Source organism: Bacillus sp. FSL K6-6540, from assembly GCF_038007545.1.
In genome coordinates, this window is the sequence record NZ_JBBOXH010000001.1 from 1,192,195 (window position 1) to 1,208,695 (window position 16,501).

Consider the following 16,501-nt stretch of genomic DNA (forward strand, 5'->3'; position numbering starts at 1 on the left):
GGTTGTTTTTTGGCAGGGGTTTATTCATACTGAAAAAGATGTGCAGATTGATCCCGCACCCCTCAGGGTTTGAAAACATAGGAGGAACCATGTCCTGGAGCAAATTGAAACAACAGCTGGAGAGTTTTCTCAGTCCTGCATTAGCCGGAAGAGTTGAATATCGCGCAACCGGTTATCGTTATTTACCTGATAAGGCAGGGCTTTGTTATATTTCGGTAGATAAAAAGAACGTACTCCATATGAGTGATAAAACCAACTCCATAAGGTGGTATCAGACGGAGCTGGAAATTAAGAATGATCCCCATATCCAAATTCCGATCAGCGACGATGAATTGGAAGCCGTCAGAAAGGAAACCAAAGGGACCGTTCCCGAGGATCGTCTCAACGTCATTGCAAGAAATAGAAAAATATCGGTCCTCGCAAAGGAGCTTTTGTCAGCACAGGCTGCATTAAGTAAATCCAATTTTGTTGCTACAGCGAATAAGTTCTTATCTACTTCTATAGAAGAAAGCATGGAGAGCGATGATATCTTATTGAATATTCTAGCTTTGGTAGACAGACGGGTTGGCAAAAAGCGGATTGTAAACATGGCAGACAGGATGAAGCTAAAGCATCCGATTGTGCAATATTTTTATGAACTGCGGCGCCGTGCGTGATGAGCATAAATCATTTTCGTTACTCGCTTCCGATAATATCAAAAGGCGGTAGATTAAGATCAGCTTGGGTCCAAACGCAAATATGTAGGATGCTAAAAATAGTTGGGGACGAGAATGGGGTTGCGCGGCAATCGCGTCTTCGTTCCAATCGTTACGATGAATTGCTAAACGGCATGCAGGACAGGAAGTCAGTCATTGCACGCCGCTTTCATGTACATTAGAAGTTCATATAAATAAATTCCTGCGTTTCTCCGGAAAAGAACAAAATACCAAGTACGATGGCGATCAGGACGATGGCTCCGCCAAGTGCCACTCCCACCATGATCAGTGCCCTTCCGACATGATGAGTGAGGCTGCGGGCTTTCGTTTCGGCCGATGTGGTGCTATGGGGCTGTAATTTCATAATCTTTCATCCTCATATACAAGATTTCGCCAAACATGTGATTCCCTTTGTCGATTAGATGGGCCGAGTCGCGATAATATTCATGCGGGATTGTATTGTTCTCCTCTTGATTAAATTCGATATAGGGGTATCCTCTAGACTCTACCAGCTGCTGATAAGCGCCCATCGCTTCGGTATATTCGCTCCAACTGAAAAGCTTCTTGTTGGCAATATGCTCTTTATCCAGCGGAGCCGAATAGAACACGGCTTTCTTATGATGCTCCTGCAGCAGTTCAAGCGTTTTTTCAATCATGAACAACCCGAAGCTGTGATCTTGATCAAAAGGCTTACTCCACCGATAAAGCTCCGCATAGTGCTTGTCGATGCCTTCCTGTTGAGCGTCATTCATTTTGTCATAAGGGGTAAACATCGGCGTATAGCTTTCTTCTATCCCTTTTCTTTCATTTTCGTTCTTTTGGACTTCCTGGCGGATTTTCTCCATCGGCGTACGAGTCATGAACAGACGGTAGCTGATCGCATCGCGATCATGATAGAGAGTCCACTTATTCAGGAAATGGGACGTCACCCAATTGTGGGCGTTGCTTGGGAGCGATTCGCGGTTTTTGTCCGGGAAATCAACCAGCCAGCTGCGCGGGATGGGTTGACCCAGCTTCTCCACCAGCGACGGATAGACGACAACGTCCGGCTCATTATCCGAGACAACGACGATCCCATAATTGATCTCATAGACGACAAAATCAATCTCGTCAATCATCGAGGCGAGCAGGGCGTAAGTCTCCGTAAATCTTCCGCCGGAAATCCCCAGGTTGATCACGCGACTGTCTTTCAAATGAGCCTGAAGGACACCGGCCGAGGTGTTCTCCCCCTTTTTTACGGTCGTGCCGAAGACCGTGGAGGGCCCGAACATGCCGATCACCTTTGTGCCGTCATTCGGATGCTCCTTCAAGTATTCGACCCATAACGGCGTAAAGACAATGGCATCGTATGTCGGAACGCGAAGCTCTTTTTCCGCATGCGTCACGACTTCTTGTCTCATTTGATCGACCACTTGATCGGCTTCAATGCTCAAGCCAAGCAATCCGACCAAGGCAAAAGAGATCAGCATGACGGACACGGTTTTATTCAAAACTAATTTACGCAATATATCTTACACTTCCATTTCCATCCATATTCGAGAATCGGTAACTTATCGCATACCAAGCAGCCGGAGCATTAAATCCCATCCGTCTGCGATCGGCAATATGAAAAATACGCGGCTGATCGTTACACCGAAGAACGTGATCAACATCGCGACAGTGACCGTTACCGGCTTCAGCCATTTCGGAACAGGCTTTAATGCAGGCTTTAGCTGCTTCATATAATAGCGATGAATGCACAGCATCACGCCATGGAACATGCCCCAAATGACGAAATTCCAGGCGGCTCCGTGCCAGAGGCCGGAGACAGTCATCGTCGCCATCAGATTGAAATAGACCCGGGGAGCAGGAACACGACTTCCCCCGAGGGGAAAATACACATAGCGGGTCAGCCATGAACCGAGCGAAATGTGCCAACGGTTCCAGAACTCGGCTATGCTGCGTGCCAAATAAGGGAAGCGGAAGTTCTCCGGGATGACAATGCCGAACAAGCGAGCTGTCCCGATGGCAATGTCTGAATAGCCAGAAAAATCAAAATAGATGACGAACGTATAGGCGACAAGCGAAATCCAGAGTCTGGCGGTATCTGCCTCAGCTATGCCGGACGCCGAGTAGACGGGCTGCGCCAGCATATCAATGGATCCGGCGAGGACGAGCTTTTTGAAAAGGCCGCACCCGATTCGGGCGACTCCGATCAGCATGTGGTCCAAGTGAAATTTCGATGTTAGCTGCGGATGAAACATCTGAAATTGCTTAATTGGGCCCGCCACCATCGACGGGAAGAAGAAAATGAACGACAACAGACCTTCCGGCCGATGCTCCGGCAGCGTTCCGCGTTTGCGTTCAACCAAGTAATGAATCAGCTCGAACGTAAAGTAGGAAATGCCGAGCGGGAGCACAATCTGCTCTGCCTTAGGCAAGAAGGGCTGATGAACAAAAGCAAATAACTCATTTAACGTATCCAGCATCATGTTGGTGTACTTGAAATAACCAAGCACGAGAATGGCGGTAAGGATACCAGCGGGATAAATCCATCGCTTTCTCCATTTCGCCGCGGCTTTCGCGACAACAATGGCAATGACAACTTCCGCAAGCAACAGGAACAGGTAAGCACCTGCATAATTGTAGTAAAATGCGACGCCTGAGGCAAAGAGCACCCAGGGTCTGAGACGATGCGGCATGAGGTGATACGTGACGACAGCCACGAACACGAACAGCCAATAAAACCAATCCGTATACATCATAATTTTCCGTATCCACCATCCGAGTTGCCAAAAATACTTATCTCTGAAAGCACTTATCCATATTACAGTATCCATCAGTTGAAACGTATGGGAATTTTATGAATATATTTATTTTTAAGTGGTTATCGAATCCAAAAACCGATTCAAGTTCATGCCCCTTAGAGGAAGCACATAGAATAGACGATCATCATTCTACCAAAGTTGCAACTGGCTGTTCTAAAGCATCATGGAGGGGGAGCGGGCATGGCAATCGAACCCTAATAATCAGTGCGGGACGACTTTTTAGTTCGTTGCCAACGGAACCGGACTAAATTAAAGCCCTTTCTTCTAGCGATCGCCCTCCTTTTTTCGAATCTATGGGGAGTATGCTCCTCTCTGGATTATGATATATTCATTGAGGTGTCTACGATCTAACATAAACTGCCGTTTGATTAAGCTGATTAAACATGCTATAAGTGAAGAAAAAGTAAGAACATCAACAGGTTGTATTTACTATTTCGGGATAAAGATTTGTCCTGGTATGTATAGAGGAGTATTGGATATGACAGATAATTTTTGGCGTGATTTACCGCGGCCTTTCTTTATACTGGCGCCCATGGAAGATGTGACGGATGTTGTGTTTCGCCATGTCGTAAGTGAAGCAGCCAGACCGGATGTGTTTTTTACGGAGTTTGCGAATACAGAGAGCTATTGTCACCCGGATGGGAACCACAGTGTGCGCGGACGTTTGACTTTTACAGAGGATGAACAGCCGATGGTAGCCCATATCTGGGGAGATAAGCCGGAATTCTTTCGTCAGATGAGTATCGGCATGGCGAAAGAAGGATTTAAAGGCATCGATATTAATATGGGGTGCCCTGTAGCGAATGTAGCCGAGAATGGGAAGGGAAGCGGGCTGATCTGCCGTCCCGACATTGCAGCGGACATTATACAGGCCGCCAAAGCCGGGGGATTGCCCGTCAGTGTAAAAACAAGGCTCGGTTTCACTGCCGTAGACGAATGGCGCGACTGGTTGACCCATATTTTGAAGCAAGACATTGTGAATCTGTCCATTCATCTGCGGACAAGAGAGGAAATGAGCAAAGTCGATGCGCATTGGGAACTGATTCCGGAGATTAAGAAGCTTCGTGATGAGGTGGCGCCCGATACACTGCTAACCATTAACGGGGATATTCCTGACCGTCAGACCGGTCTGAAGCTCGCTGAACAATACGGTGTGGATGGCATTATGATTGGGCGCGGGATTTTTCATAATCCATTTGCTTTCGAGAAGGAGCCGAGGGATCATAGCAGTGAAGAATTGCTTGATCTGCTGCGGCTGCATCTGGATCTCCATGATCAATATTCGGCACAGATGCGGCGTTCCTTCAGCGCCCTTGTCCGCTTCTTCAAAATCTATGTCCGTGGATTCCGAGGGGCAAGTGAACTCCGAAATAACTTAATGAACGCAAAGTCAACAAGCGAAGTTCGTGCGCTGCTCGATGAATTTGGAAGCAAGAATCATGATGAGGCAGATGAACGTGGAACTAAATGACAGGCTGGAGAAACACCAGCGATTCAGGAGAACAATTAACATTTTTGGAAAACACGGCCGACTTGGCTGTGTTTTTTTCTTTTGGGAGATCTCACCGTCATTTTTGCTATAGCTTTTAGCTATAACTAGTTATGAGATTTTGGTATGCCTTATAACCCTGCTCGTCGTGATATGATATCGCTATACAACGAGGGGGTTATGTACATGACTGATAAGTTCCAGATCGTAGGAAGTTTGTTGCGGCCCGAAGAGCTGCTGAAATATAAAACGCAAATTGAACATCGTGATGATATCCAGTATCCGTTCTATGAAAACTTCGAAGGGTATGCCGAGTGCGAGACCGAGGCGATCAAACAGGTCGTGAAAAAGGAAATCGAGCATAACCTGTCGGTTGTTACGGACGGCGAATTCTCTAAATCGATGTGGCATCTGGATTTTGTATGGGGCTTTGACGGAGCCCAGCGTTATATCGCGGACCATGGCTACTTTTTCCGGGATGTGGACGGAACCTCGAAATATGAAACACGCAAAGATATCGGCCTGCGCATTGTTGGCAAACTGAGCGGAAAGAATCATCACTTCATTAAGTTGTTCAAACAGCTGCAAGAAACGGCTGGCGACCAGCAAACGAAACTTTGCGTACCATCGCCTTCCCATATCTTCGGTGAACTTTCCTGGTCGGATAACATTGGCGGCACGGATGCGGTTTATCAGAACAAACAGGAGCTCAAAGCGGGCCTGGTGAAGGCGTATAAGGAATTCGTGGAGGAATTCGCTGCGGCAGGCGGCAAAATCCTGCAGTTCGATGATTGCTTATGGGAGCTGTTTGCAGACGATAACCCGAACTCTCCGTTTACAGGGGAGCATATTAATCAAGCGGAAGTTCAGGGTCTCGCCACCGAATTTATTGAGATTAACAATACGGTGATTGACTTCGGCCATAGCCTCGGCCTGAAAATGTGGACACACAACTGCCGCGGGAACTATGATTCCCGTAACATGGGCGGTGGATCTTATGCGAAAATCGCCAACCTGTTCCTGAAGCAGTTGAAATATGATCGCTTCTTCCTGGAGTGGGATGATGATCGTGCGGGTTCGATTGAAGCACTGGAGGTTTTCAAGGACAGACCGGAAACGGAGATTGTTCTGGGCTTGCTGTCTTCCAAAACCAATACGCTGGATGATGAAGCACGCGTCATCCGTCTGCTTGACGAAGCATCCAAAATCATTGATAAGGATCGTCTGCTGCTCTCGCACCAATGCGGCTTTGCATCCTGCGATGGCGGGAACGAGCTAAGCGAAGCCGAGCAATGGGCAAAAATCGATCAGGGTCAACAGATTGCCAAGCAATACTGGGGTAGCTAGACAATAAAACGAGATTTAAATATGAACGGCGACCTTTTCCTGGAGTTCAATCAGGGGAGAGGTCGCCGTGTTTTTTTGGATGGTCCCTAGTTGTTCAATGTGATCAAACGATCAATTCTGGTCTTTGCATGAGTCATACCTCCAAGATCAACTTAGTGAGCAGAGTCCTTTATCAAATATTCCATGTTTAGCATACCGTTAATCCGCTGTCTGCACCGCCGAATGCCGTGATGCCATGCTGGATAATACAAACACGGCAATGATGGCGATGAGAACGCCGAATACCCCGAACCAGGTAATGGATGCCAAAGAAACACGGTTAACGATCAGCCCGCCGATTCCTGCGCCGACAGCCATGGCAAACTGCATCATGGAACTGTTCAAGCTCAGCATGACGCCCGAGGATTCAGGAACAAGCTTGACCAGGTTAAATTGCTGCGCCGGAGCGGATGACCAGGCGGCAAAAGACCAGAGGATCAAAATGGCGAATACGGCAATGACCGACTGTCCGACTAAGGATAGCAAAATCAACGAAATGACGTGAAGCACCATCCCTGAAACGAGTGTGTATTTGATGCCACGTTTATCCGCGCTGTAGCCGCCGACTTTCGAGCCAATCAAACTGGCAATACCGAACACGAACAGAGCTGCGCTAATCAATGATTCATTTAAATGAGTCACCTCTAGCAGAAAAGGGGAGATGTAAGTATAGGCAAGGGAATATCCGCCCAACCAGAAAAAAGTAATCGCTAAAGCAACCAAAACCTGAGGTTTTTTTAACAAAGCAAATTGTTTGATCAAAGGGACAGGCTTGTCGCCCTGCATACGTGGAAAAACCGCAGCAATGACAAGCATGGCGATGACCCCGACAATTGCGATGGCCAGAAATACCGCTTTCCAGCCAAAAGCCGAGGCTACCATTCTGCCGAGTGGGACGCCGATGATGAGCGATGCGGTAATGCCCATGGTGACGTTGGCGATGGCGCTGGCTTGCTTGCCTGGCGGAGCGATTTTGGCGGCGATACTGAGCGCGTTAACGGTGACTACCCCGGCGCCTAACGCCGTAATGATTCTAGCGGCAATGAAGAGACCGAAGCCGGACAATATAAATGTCAGCAGATTTGCGATAATAAAGAGGCCCAGCGAATAAAGTAGGAGCTTACGCCGGTCCATTTTGGCCGTCAGCGCCATTAAAATAGGCGTGCCGACCGCATAGGCCAGGGAATAAACCGTAATGAGCTGGCCTGCTGCCGCAACGCTTGTTCCCATCGTCTCTGCGATCCGGTCCAATATCCCGGAAATGATGTAATTGGATGTTCCAACTAAAAAGCTGACCAAGGCTAGGACGTAAACTTTCCATGTGCTCTTCATAATTCACTCTCCTGAGGTGTTTAAATAACGATGTTTTTAAAAATATCGAAATAAAAATATAAAATTAATGCGTATATCAGCATATACTCATATATAGGTTAATTGTGATCATCAAATCAAAGAAGCCCGCCAATTTATATCACTCCAAATCTCCGAGTACCGCAATGACAGCCGAAGCCTCGACCACTTGCTGTTGATTGAATGCGTTCGGAAGCAGCTTCTGCTTCAGCTCCGGCGAGTCGATAACGAGAAACCGCCACGGCTGCAGGTTAGCGGCTGAAGGGGCCAGCGTGGCTTGCCGCAATATTCCGGTCAATTTCTCCCGCGAAATCTTGATCTAGGGATCATAGCTACGAACCGACCGACGTTCTCGAATAACATCAAAAAAAAGTTGGTGCTCCATCGTTAGTGACGGTTGTGAAACCGACATGGTTCTCTCCTCCTTTTGGAAAAGCGGTATTCTGCATTTTGTTTCAATACAACATTAGTTGTTTGAACAACATCTGTTGTATTTATATGTTATGATAACAACAGAATGGTGCGCAATCATCAAAAACCATAAACCGTTGTATAGACAACACCATTTCTATAATGTCGTTTTATTGGGGAGATCAAAACCATGGCAATTAAAAAGAATGAAGCTGATCCTCGTGTGATACGTACACGGCGACTCCTTCAAGACGCTTTTGCTTCGTTAATCCAAGAAAAAGACTTTGAATCGATAACCGTTAGGGATATTGCAGAGCGGGCTACTGTTAACAGAGCGACTTTTTATGCGCACTTTGTAGATAAATTCGAAATTCTAGAGGCCAGACTAATGGATTCCTTTATGACAATCATAAATCGTAGAATAAGCGGTCACGAAGTATTAAATGAAGAAACCATTCAGAGTATTTTTCTGGGTGTATGCGATTTTCACAAGAGTCTAAGCACTATGTGCAAAAGAAGGTATACATCGCTGGGAGCTGTATTCGAAATTCAAATAAAGGAAAAAATTCAAACGATACTTCTTTCCTTTATAGACAAAGACAAGATGCTGTCGAGTCCAAACGCGCAATTCTTAATAAATACAGCTACTAACATGTTAAGTTGGGGGATGTATGGGGCGGCTTACGCTTGGAATAATGAGGGGCGTCTAATAAGTGCGGAATCATTCGTTAAACAGACTATGCCCTTAGTGATGAACGGAGCTAAAGAATTGCTGGGATAGGTCCTGTCGCTATTGCTCTATCCTGCGGAAGAAACAAGATGCAATGCGGACAATTTGCGAATCCTTATTCAGGAGCGAGGCTTGTACCGACCGTTTAAGAGCGTACCGGAATCATGAGTTTGAGGCGATTCGTCTGACGGCACTGGATATTTGGACCGTTCTTGAATAGAAAGGCTGTTTGGGTCGGATGGTTGCATCCATAGAATGGCCAGGTATGAATATCAAACTTGAATCATTTCATTTTCCGAGAGGGGAGCAAGGGCGATGCTATATTTAAGTAACTTCAAACTCTCTTCTACCATTTCCGGCAACCCGAATATATATCCCGATCATGTGTTCAGGCACATGGCAGGGGAAGTTCTGCTGTTTGATCGAATCACGGTATTATACGGCAGTAATGGCTCCGGCAAATCCACCCTGCTGAATCTGATCGCCAACAAATTGGGAATGGCGGGCGCTGAGCGAATGGCCACTTATGGACGCAGAATCTACGTTCAGCGATTTATCGAGGAAAGCAGCTATCAACTCGGGCATGATGATCAGGAGCGTCCCCTATATAAGCTTCCCGACGGGAGCCGGTACATCAAGTCAGAGGATCTGTTGTATGAAATCAAGAAAATACAGCAGGAAAGCGTGCTTCGCGAAGGGCTGCTGCATGAGCAGCTCGTTCAGGGAAAGAGCAAGGCCGAGGTAGAAGAGCTGGAGCAGTCGTATGAATTCAAGAAGAAGATGGACATTATTCAATTCGCTCAGGAGAAGTATTCGAACGGGGAAAGCTCGATGCAGTTTTTTGAGGAATATTTGCTTCCCGGGAAACTGTATTTATTGGATGAACCGGAAACGTCGCTTTCTCCGGCAAATCAAATTAAGCTGGCCGAGCAAATGAACGATTTGGCGCGTTATTTCGACAGTCAGTTTATTATTGCTACGCATTCCCCTTTTGTCCTGGGTACGCTTCATGCAAAGATCTACAATCTCGATGCCAAGATTTTGCAAACGGCAGAATGGTTTGAGCTGGACAATGTCCAATTCTTTTACCGATTTTTTCATAAACATCAAAGATTGTTTGAATGAATAGGTTCAAGTAGCCAGAAGAGGTATCCTTCGAGTAAGGATATCTCTTTTTTGGTATGAGGATTTTATCCACTTTAGTGCATTGTCCTGCTTGAATGTTGAACGTATAAGGATGCGAAGGCAAATGGCCAGACTGAGTATAACTGATTGATTTTTATGCAAAAAGTTGTATAATCTACTTAATTAACGTTAATTAAATGGCGAAAAGGGGATGAACATGACCAGATCGAAGCTGAAAGAGGCTGCGCTTAGGTTATTCGGACAGAAGGGCTACGACGGAACGGCATTATCGGAAATCGCGAAGGAGGTTGGCGTCAAAACACCGGCAATCTACGCCTTTTTCGAGAGCAAGGAAGATCTGTTCATGACGGTCTTCGAAGAATCGATGAGCGCCTATAACGAATATATCCAAGCGATGGCAGAAACCAGCAAAGGAATGAGCACGGAGAAAAAATTGCACGCGCTGCTGCTTCGCCAATACGATTTCCACCGGGACAAGCAGGAGCTTGCCGTATTTGCCTTCCGGTACTTGGTTTTCCCGCCGGATTTCCTAATGGATCGGATGCAGGAGGCGTTTGGGCGTTTCGATACGCTATTGAGCAGCATTATCGGCGAGATCATGCAGGAAGGCCTGGATCGCGGCGAATTAGCCATCGTCCCGATGGAGACGCTAGTGGATTCGTACCTCACCTTGATGGACGGGCTGGGCATGCAATATTACTACTATAAATCGCCGGAGCTGTTCGAACGGAAACTGAAACATGCCTTTGAGATGTTCTGGAGATCCGTCGAAGCTTAGGCAATCAACAAGATGGTACAGAAAGCAGAGGGTGGAACATGAGCAACGATACGAAAATAGAAGATTACGAACGGGAGCCCGTACCCCAGCATTTGCGGAAATCATGGCTCTCGATGGCATTCGTCTGGATTGCGATCGGCATTGACCTGTCCGCGATGTTTCTGGGTGCGCAGCTCGGCGCGGGCATGAGCATCGGCGACTCGCTGACGGCGGTCATCGTCGGTTCAGCCATATTGGGCATGATCGGGGCTGTCTGCGCATATGTGGGAGCTAAAACGGGCCTGTCGACGGCCATGATCAGCCGGTTTCTGTTTGGGAACCAAGGGGCGCTCATCGTCTCGGTCATTCTCGGCATTTCATCGCTGGGCTGGTTCGGCGTTCAGGTCGGCTTCTTCGCTTCCAACTTCCAGACCGCGTTAAGCGAGCTATGGGGCTGGCATTGGTCGCTCTGGGTACTGTCGATCATTGGCGGACTTCTCATGATGTCCACGGCGATCTGGGGCTACAGGGCGATTGAAAAATTAAGCGTCTGGTCGGTACCGCTGCTCGTCGTGTTTATCATTATCGCGCTGGTGATGGCGCTTAACGGGGAAGGCGGAAGCACCGTCTGGGCACCGTTCGAGGGCGAGGCTGTGCCGATGGGGACGGCGATTTCGCTGGTTATCGGTATCTTTATCCTTGGAACGGCGCTGTCCCCTGACATCGCGCGCTGGGCCAAAACGCCAAAGCATGCCGTTACCGCAGCGTTTATCGGTTTCTTTGTCGGCAACAGCTTCATGACCATCATTGCGATTTTCCTGTCGCGTACGATGGATTCCGACGATCTGACGGGCATTCTTCTGACGCTCGGACTTGGTATTCCGGCGATCATCGTGCTGACGCTAGCACAATGGACGACCAATACGAACAATTTATATTCCGCGGGGCTGGGTTTCTCCGTTGTTTTCAAACGGGTGCCTAAATCCGTGATCACGATTATTGCAGGATTAATTGCCACGGCACTTGCTTGCTTTGGCATTTATGACCGTTTCATGACGTTCCTGACGTACATTACGATGCTTGTCGCACCGCTGGGCGGCATTTATACGGCTGAGTATTTGTTGGTGAACAAAAATAGATTCTCGTTTGACGGACTGGACAGCAATCGGGGCTGGATTCCCCGCTCCATCGTCGTATGGGTCATAGCCACGTTCTTCGGGTTCATGACAACGATGGCCCCGGATGGGCTCGGATGGTTCCAGGTGACGCAGGTTCCGGCGCTGGACAGCTTCTTGGTGGCATTTATCGTACAAGCAATCATAGGCAAATGGGTAGTAAAGAAGGGATGAAAGCATGAACAAGGCAACCAGATTAACCACATTGGATGAACAGGCCATTGAATATATCGCGATAGGAGCTGCGGTGCTTGGCACGGGCGGCGGTGGAGATCCCCATGTCGGCAAATTGATGGCCATGGAAGCGATCCGCAAGTTTGGCCCGGTCCGAATCGCCCAGCTCGAAGAGCTGGACGATGAAGGACTTATCGTGCCGGTATCGATGATCGGAGCACCGACGGTGATGCTGGAGAAAATTCCTTCGGCTGAACAGCTGACCAAACCGCTTGATCTGATGGAAAGAGAACTTGGCCGCAAGGTGGATGCCGTTATGCCGATCGAGGTCGGCGGCGGCAACTCGCTCGTTCCGGTCATTGCGGCGGCGCAGCGCGGAATTCCGCTCGTCGATGCCGACGCGATGGGGCGTGCGTTTCCCGAATCGCAGATGGTGACGTTCCATCTGGAAGGCATCCCGTGCAGCCCCGTGGCGATGGCGGACGAGCGCGGCAACAGTGCGCTGATGCAGACGATTGACGGCGTGTGGGAAGAACGGATGGCGCGTGCGCTGACGGTGGAGATGGGGGGTTCTGCCTCCATCTGCGATTATCCGGTATCCGGCGCGCAGGCGAAGCAGAGCGCGATCGGCGGGACGCTGACGCTCGCCTATGAGATCGGGCGGACGCTGTTCGAAGCGAAGCAGCACAAGCTGAATCCTGTGCGCGAATTGCTCGCGAAGCTGAATGGCCATGCCTTGTTCCATGGCAAGGCCGTGGATATCCGTCGCCGCATGGACGGCGGCTTTACGCGCGGCGAAGCCGTATTCGAAGGTACCGGCGAGAACAAGGGAACAACGATGCGGCTGTTTTTCCAGAATGAGTTCCTGCTCGCCACCGTTGACGATCAACCGCTCGCCATTACGCCTGATCTGATTACGCTGTTGGATCAGGATACGGGCATGCCGGTGACGACGGAGAACTTGAAGTATGGTGCCCGGGTGACGGCAGCAGGTTTGCCGTGCGATGACAAATGGCGCACGCCAAAAGGCATCGAGACGGCCGGGCCAAGATATTTCGGTTATGACTTTGATTATGTGCCGATCGAGACGTTGGCTTCGAAAGGAGGTGCGGCGAAATGACCGAGGTTACAACGGCTAATGCAAACCAGATTTACCGCATCGGCATTGATGTGGGGGGGACGAATACGGACGCCGCCCTGCTGGATTCCGACTTGCGCTGCGTGCACAAGGTGAAAGTCCATACGACTGCCGACGTGAACGAAGGCATTGTGGAGGCCGTTCGCCGGCTGCTGCACGAAAGCGGCGTGAATGGAGCAGACATTCGCTATGCGATGCTTGGCACCACGCATTGCACCAATGCCATCGTGGAGCGCAAGCATCTCGGCCGGGTCGGCCTGATTCGTATCGGCGCACCGGCAACGACGGCGGTTCCGCCGCTGGCCGGCTGGGACGAATCGCTGCGTGCGGCAGTTGGGCCGCATAGCTATGTCGCCTCAGGCGGCTATGAGTATGACGGCCGCAAGATCGCCAACCTGGATGAAGAGGAGATCGCCGAACTGTGCCGCCGGATGAGCGGCGAAGTCGACGCTGTGGCGGTATGCGGCGTATTTGCTCCTGTGAATCGTGAGCAGGAGAAGCGCGTTGGAGAAATTGTGCGCGAAGTGTTGGGTTCGGACATGCCGGTTACCTACTCCAGCGAGATTGGCAGCATCGGATTGCTGGAGCGGGAGAATGCCTCCGTGCTGAACGCGGCGCTGCTGCAAGTCATTGCGGGCGTGGTGCGCGGCTTTGAGGAAGCGCTGAACGGCTTCGGCATCCAGGCCCAGCTGTACATTTGCCAGAATGACGGCACGTTGATGAAGAGTGAATATGCGCTCCGCTACCCGATTCTGACGATTGCGTGCGGACCGACGAATTCGATTCGGGGCGCGGCGCACTTGTCCGGGCTGAGCGACGCGCTGGTCGTCGACATCGGCGGCACGACGACGGATATCGGCGTGCTCGTGCAAGGCTTTCCGCGCCAGTCGTCGGCAGCGGTGGATATCGGCGGCATTCGCACGAATTTTCGGATGCCGGACATTTTGTCCATTGGCCTCGGCGGCGGGACGATCGTCCGGCTGGACGATGCAGGCGGCGTGACGGTTGGCCCGGACAGCGTGGGCTACAAGCTGACGACACGGGCCCGCATCTTTGGCGGAGATACGCTGACGACAACGGACGTAGCCGTGAAGATGGGCCGGGCCGCATGGCCGGGCACAAACGCGGATGCCGTGGACGAAGCTGTATGCGGCAAAGTGGATGCCGTCATGCAGCAGATTCTGGAGGATGCCATTGACCGGATGAAAACGAGTGCCGACCCGGTCGATGTCATTCTGGTCGGCGGCGGCAGTCTGTTGGTGCCGGATACGCTGGCAGGGGCGAGCCGTATCATCCGCCCGGACAATTATGATGCGGCTAATGCAATCGGCGCAGCGCTGGGAGAGGTTAGCGGCGAGTCGGAGCGGATCTATTCGCTGGACGACTGGAGCTATGACGACGTCATCCGCGATGCGAAGGAAAGCGCCATGAACGAGGCAACGGCAGCTGGCGCGAATCCGGAGACCATACAAATCGTGTCCGTCGAGGACATTCCGATTGCGTATTTGCCGGGCAATGCGCTGCTCGTGAAAGTGAAAGCTGCGGGTAAGCTATAACGCGCTCAAGGCATTAGCCTCGCTCGGCAGCTTTGCGGCCAATTGAGAAGTGTGTTCATAGCCAGTGAGCATTCGTATATCGGTGCTAGGCGGCAACGGCGTGCGAACAGCGTAACATGAAATGGTGATACGGAACGAACCCGTATCACCATTTTTTTATTCCGAGAGTATGACTTCCCTGATGAATCAACCGACTTCTTTTTGATATTTTCCATGATGATGTGGGTCCGAGATAAGGAAAATACACACGGTGAAGTCAGATGTTTTTTCAAGGAATATCCTCGACTCAGTTATTTAAATATGCCACAATAAAAGATCAGGGCCACAGGGAAATGGACCTAGGCACGACAATGCAAGCCAAGATCACTTACCAATTTACGTTCCAATAATTTATACTAATTAAGCCAGATTATATTGAAGGAGCTGCCGAATCGGATATGAACAAAAAAGAAGTCGCCAATATACGCAAGCAATTTAAGCTGGATCACGATTTAATGAATATTTACGATATTCTCAATGTCTATATTACGAAGGAAACGAATGAAATCTATCATTGGGAGCGCCTGCCGTTCGAGCTGGTGGATCGGGAGAAGCAAGAGTTATACATGGGGAATTTCAAAAAACTGCTGACCGGCGAGCTGGATCAAAAATTGTTCGAATTGAGGTTTCAGGAAGCAGCGGAGGAACCGGCGCAGGTCATGCTTCACCAAGCGCTCGTGTCGGGTGATCCGGAAGAATGGCAGGACTTGATGCTGATGCTGGTGGATCGAATGCTGAAGGATGCCCAATATGAGCGGGATATGGTGGTCACGTTCGTTCGGGGACAGTATTATTTGCCGACCAAGGCGAGAAACGATGAAGCGGAAGAGAGCGAGAAGAACGAGGTGTTCGCCCATCCGTTTATTTTATGCAGCATGAATTCTACGGAGAAACAACGGAAGACGCTCTTGTTCGATTATGTGGAGCGGGAGTTCAAGTACAATGTCATTGTAGATCCGATTATCAAGTTAAGTGCGCCAGAGCAAGGATTCCTGTACCCTAGCGTGACGGACAATTATTCCGATGTGAATCGTATTTTGTATTGTACGGGAAAATCGAATTTTCCGGATCCGCATTTTGTCGAGCAGGTCTTGAACGGAGAAAGATCCGTGACGGCACTTGAAGAGCGAGCGATCTTCGAGGATATCGTCAAGGAAGTGGCCGGCGAACAGCTCGATTCAGCCACCATTGCCCAGGTGTACGAGGAAATCAACCGGGTGATCGAAATTAACGAAGAGACGAAGGAGGAAGAACCTCCGAAGCTGGATTATAAAGATCTGGAGCGCGTACTGAACGCAAGCGGCGTAGAGGACGTGACAACCGAGAAGGTGGAGCGGGCATTCGAAACCATCGTAGACAACAAGAACTATGAGATGAAAGCAACCAGCGTCATGCCGAAGTATACTACCAAATCCATTAAGATCGAAACCAAGGTAGCTACGATCTCGGTGAGCCCGCAGGATTTAAGGTATGTTAAACAGGTGAATTTCCAAGGTAAACGCTGCATCATGATTGAAGTCGACGAAGATGTCGCGATTGAAGGGTTTACGCTGGCTTCAGAGACGCTTTTAAGTTAAATCAGTTCCATTTCAGACAAGATCAGGTATCGTACGCAGGAACAGACCGCTATCCACAGTTGGATGGCGGT

General features: G+C 49.5%; 14 protein-coding genes and 1 pseudogene. 10 read left to right on the plus strand and 5 right to left on the minus strand.

All coding sequences use genetic code 11. From position 1 onward, the window contains the following. Window positions 1–89 precede the first annotated feature (89 nt). Window positions 90–656: an SF0329 family protein gene (locus tag MHH82_RS05145; RefSeq protein ID WP_012819150.1), complete on the plus strand. Its 567-nt coding sequence runs from the start codon at window positions 90–92 to the stop codon at window positions 654–656. A 217-nt stretch (window positions 657–873) separates the two neighbouring features. Here MHH82_RS05145 and MHH82_RS05150 read toward each other — a convergent pair whose 3' ends face one another. From MHH82_RS05150 to MHH82_RS05160, 3 genes are read right to left on the minus strand one after another with little or no spacing between them, the layout of a single operon-like run. Next, entirely contained in the window at window positions 874–1,059 is a 186-nt protein-coding gene (locus MHH82_RS05150) for a hypothetical protein (RefSeq protein WP_036661862.1), read from the minus strand. Further along, window positions 1,040–2,200, minus strand: coding sequence for a hypothetical protein (locus MHH82_RS05155; protein WP_340963950.1), 1,161 nt, complete (start codon window positions 2,198–2,200; stop codon window positions 1,040–1,042). The genes MHH82_RS05150 and MHH82_RS05155 overlap by 20 nt, the downstream gene beginning before the upstream one ends. 45 nt (window positions 2,201–2,245) lie before the next feature. Next, entirely contained in the window at window positions 2,246–3,439 is a 1,194-nt protein-coding gene (locus tag MHH82_RS05160; protein WP_036661858.1) for an MBOAT family O-acyltransferase, read from the minus strand. A gap of 541 nt (window positions 3,440–3,980) precedes the next feature. Here MHH82_RS05160 and MHH82_RS05165 point away from each other — a divergent pair. Continuing rightward, the gene (locus MHH82_RS05165; protein ID WP_340963955.1) at window positions 3,981–4,973 is read left to right on the plus strand and encodes a tRNA dihydrouridine synthase; all 993 of its coding nucleotides are present in this window, start codon (window positions 3,981–3,983) and stop codon (window positions 4,971–4,973) included. A gap of 204 nt (window positions 4,974–5,177) precedes the next feature. Beyond that, complete coding sequence (locus MHH82_RS05170) at window positions 5,178–6,338, plus strand: cobalamin-independent methionine synthase II family protein (RefSeq protein ID WP_012819156.1); 1,161 nt, start codon at window positions 5,178–5,180, stop codon at window positions 6,336–6,338. 198 nt (window positions 6,339–6,536) lie between these two features. On the opposite strand, the gene MHH82_RS05175 is transcribed toward MHH82_RS05170, so the two are convergent. Then, entirely contained in the window at window positions 6,537–7,709 is a 1,173-nt protein-coding gene (locus MHH82_RS05175) for an MFS transporter (protein ID WP_012819157.1), read from the minus strand. Window positions 7,710–7,851: 142 nt separating this feature from the next. Further along, window positions 7,852–8,139: pseudogene (locus tag MHH82_RS05180) on the minus strand (nitroreductase family protein); the annotation flags it as partial. Between the two features lie 189 nt (window positions 8,140–8,328). Here MHH82_RS05180 and MHH82_RS05185 point away from each other — a divergent pair. From MHH82_RS05185 to MHH82_RS05215, 7 genes are all read left to right on the plus strand, one after another. Next, the gene (locus MHH82_RS05185; protein WP_340963960.1) at window positions 8,329–8,919 is read left to right on the plus strand and encodes a TetR/AcrR family transcriptional regulator; all 591 of its coding nucleotides are present in this window, start codon (window positions 8,329–8,331) and stop codon (window positions 8,917–8,919) included. Between the two features lie 264 nt (window positions 8,920–9,183). Next, entirely contained in the window at window positions 9,184–9,993 is an 810-nt protein-coding gene (locus MHH82_RS05190; RefSeq protein WP_340963963.1) for an AAA family ATPase, read from the plus strand. A gap of 217 nt (window positions 9,994–10,210) precedes the next feature. Further along, a complete protein-coding gene (locus MHH82_RS05195; protein ID WP_036661847.1) occupies window positions 10,211–10,792 on the plus strand; it encodes a TetR/AcrR family transcriptional regulator in 582 nt (193 codons plus the stop codon). 38 nt (window positions 10,793–10,830) lie between these two features. Further along, window positions 10,831–12,120: a cytosine permease gene (locus MHH82_RS05200; RefSeq protein ID WP_340963966.1), complete on the plus strand. Its 1,290-nt coding sequence runs from the start codon at window positions 10,831–10,833 to the stop codon at window positions 12,118–12,120. Window positions 12,121–12,124: 4 nt separating this feature from the next. Next, on the plus strand, window positions 12,125–13,240 hold the full coding sequence (locus MHH82_RS05205) for a DUF917 domain-containing protein (protein ID WP_340963969.1): 1,116 nt from the start codon (window positions 12,125–12,127) through the stop codon (window positions 13,238–13,240). Next, window positions 13,237–14,814 carry a hydantoinase/oxoprolinase family protein gene (locus MHH82_RS05210; RefSeq protein WP_340963971.1) on the plus strand — a complete coding sequence of 526 codons (1,578 nt, stop codon included), beginning with the start codon at window positions 13,237–13,239 and terminating at the stop codon, window positions 14,812–14,814. Before MHH82_RS05205 ends, MHH82_RS05210 begins: the two co-directional genes overlap by 4 nt. 437 nt (window positions 14,815–15,251) lie before the next feature. Then, a complete protein-coding gene (locus MHH82_RS05215; protein WP_036661840.1) occupies window positions 15,252–16,430 on the plus strand; it encodes a DUF4317 domain-containing protein in 1,179 nt (392 codons plus the stop codon). The last annotated feature ends 71 nt before the right edge of the window (window positions 16,431–16,501 follow it).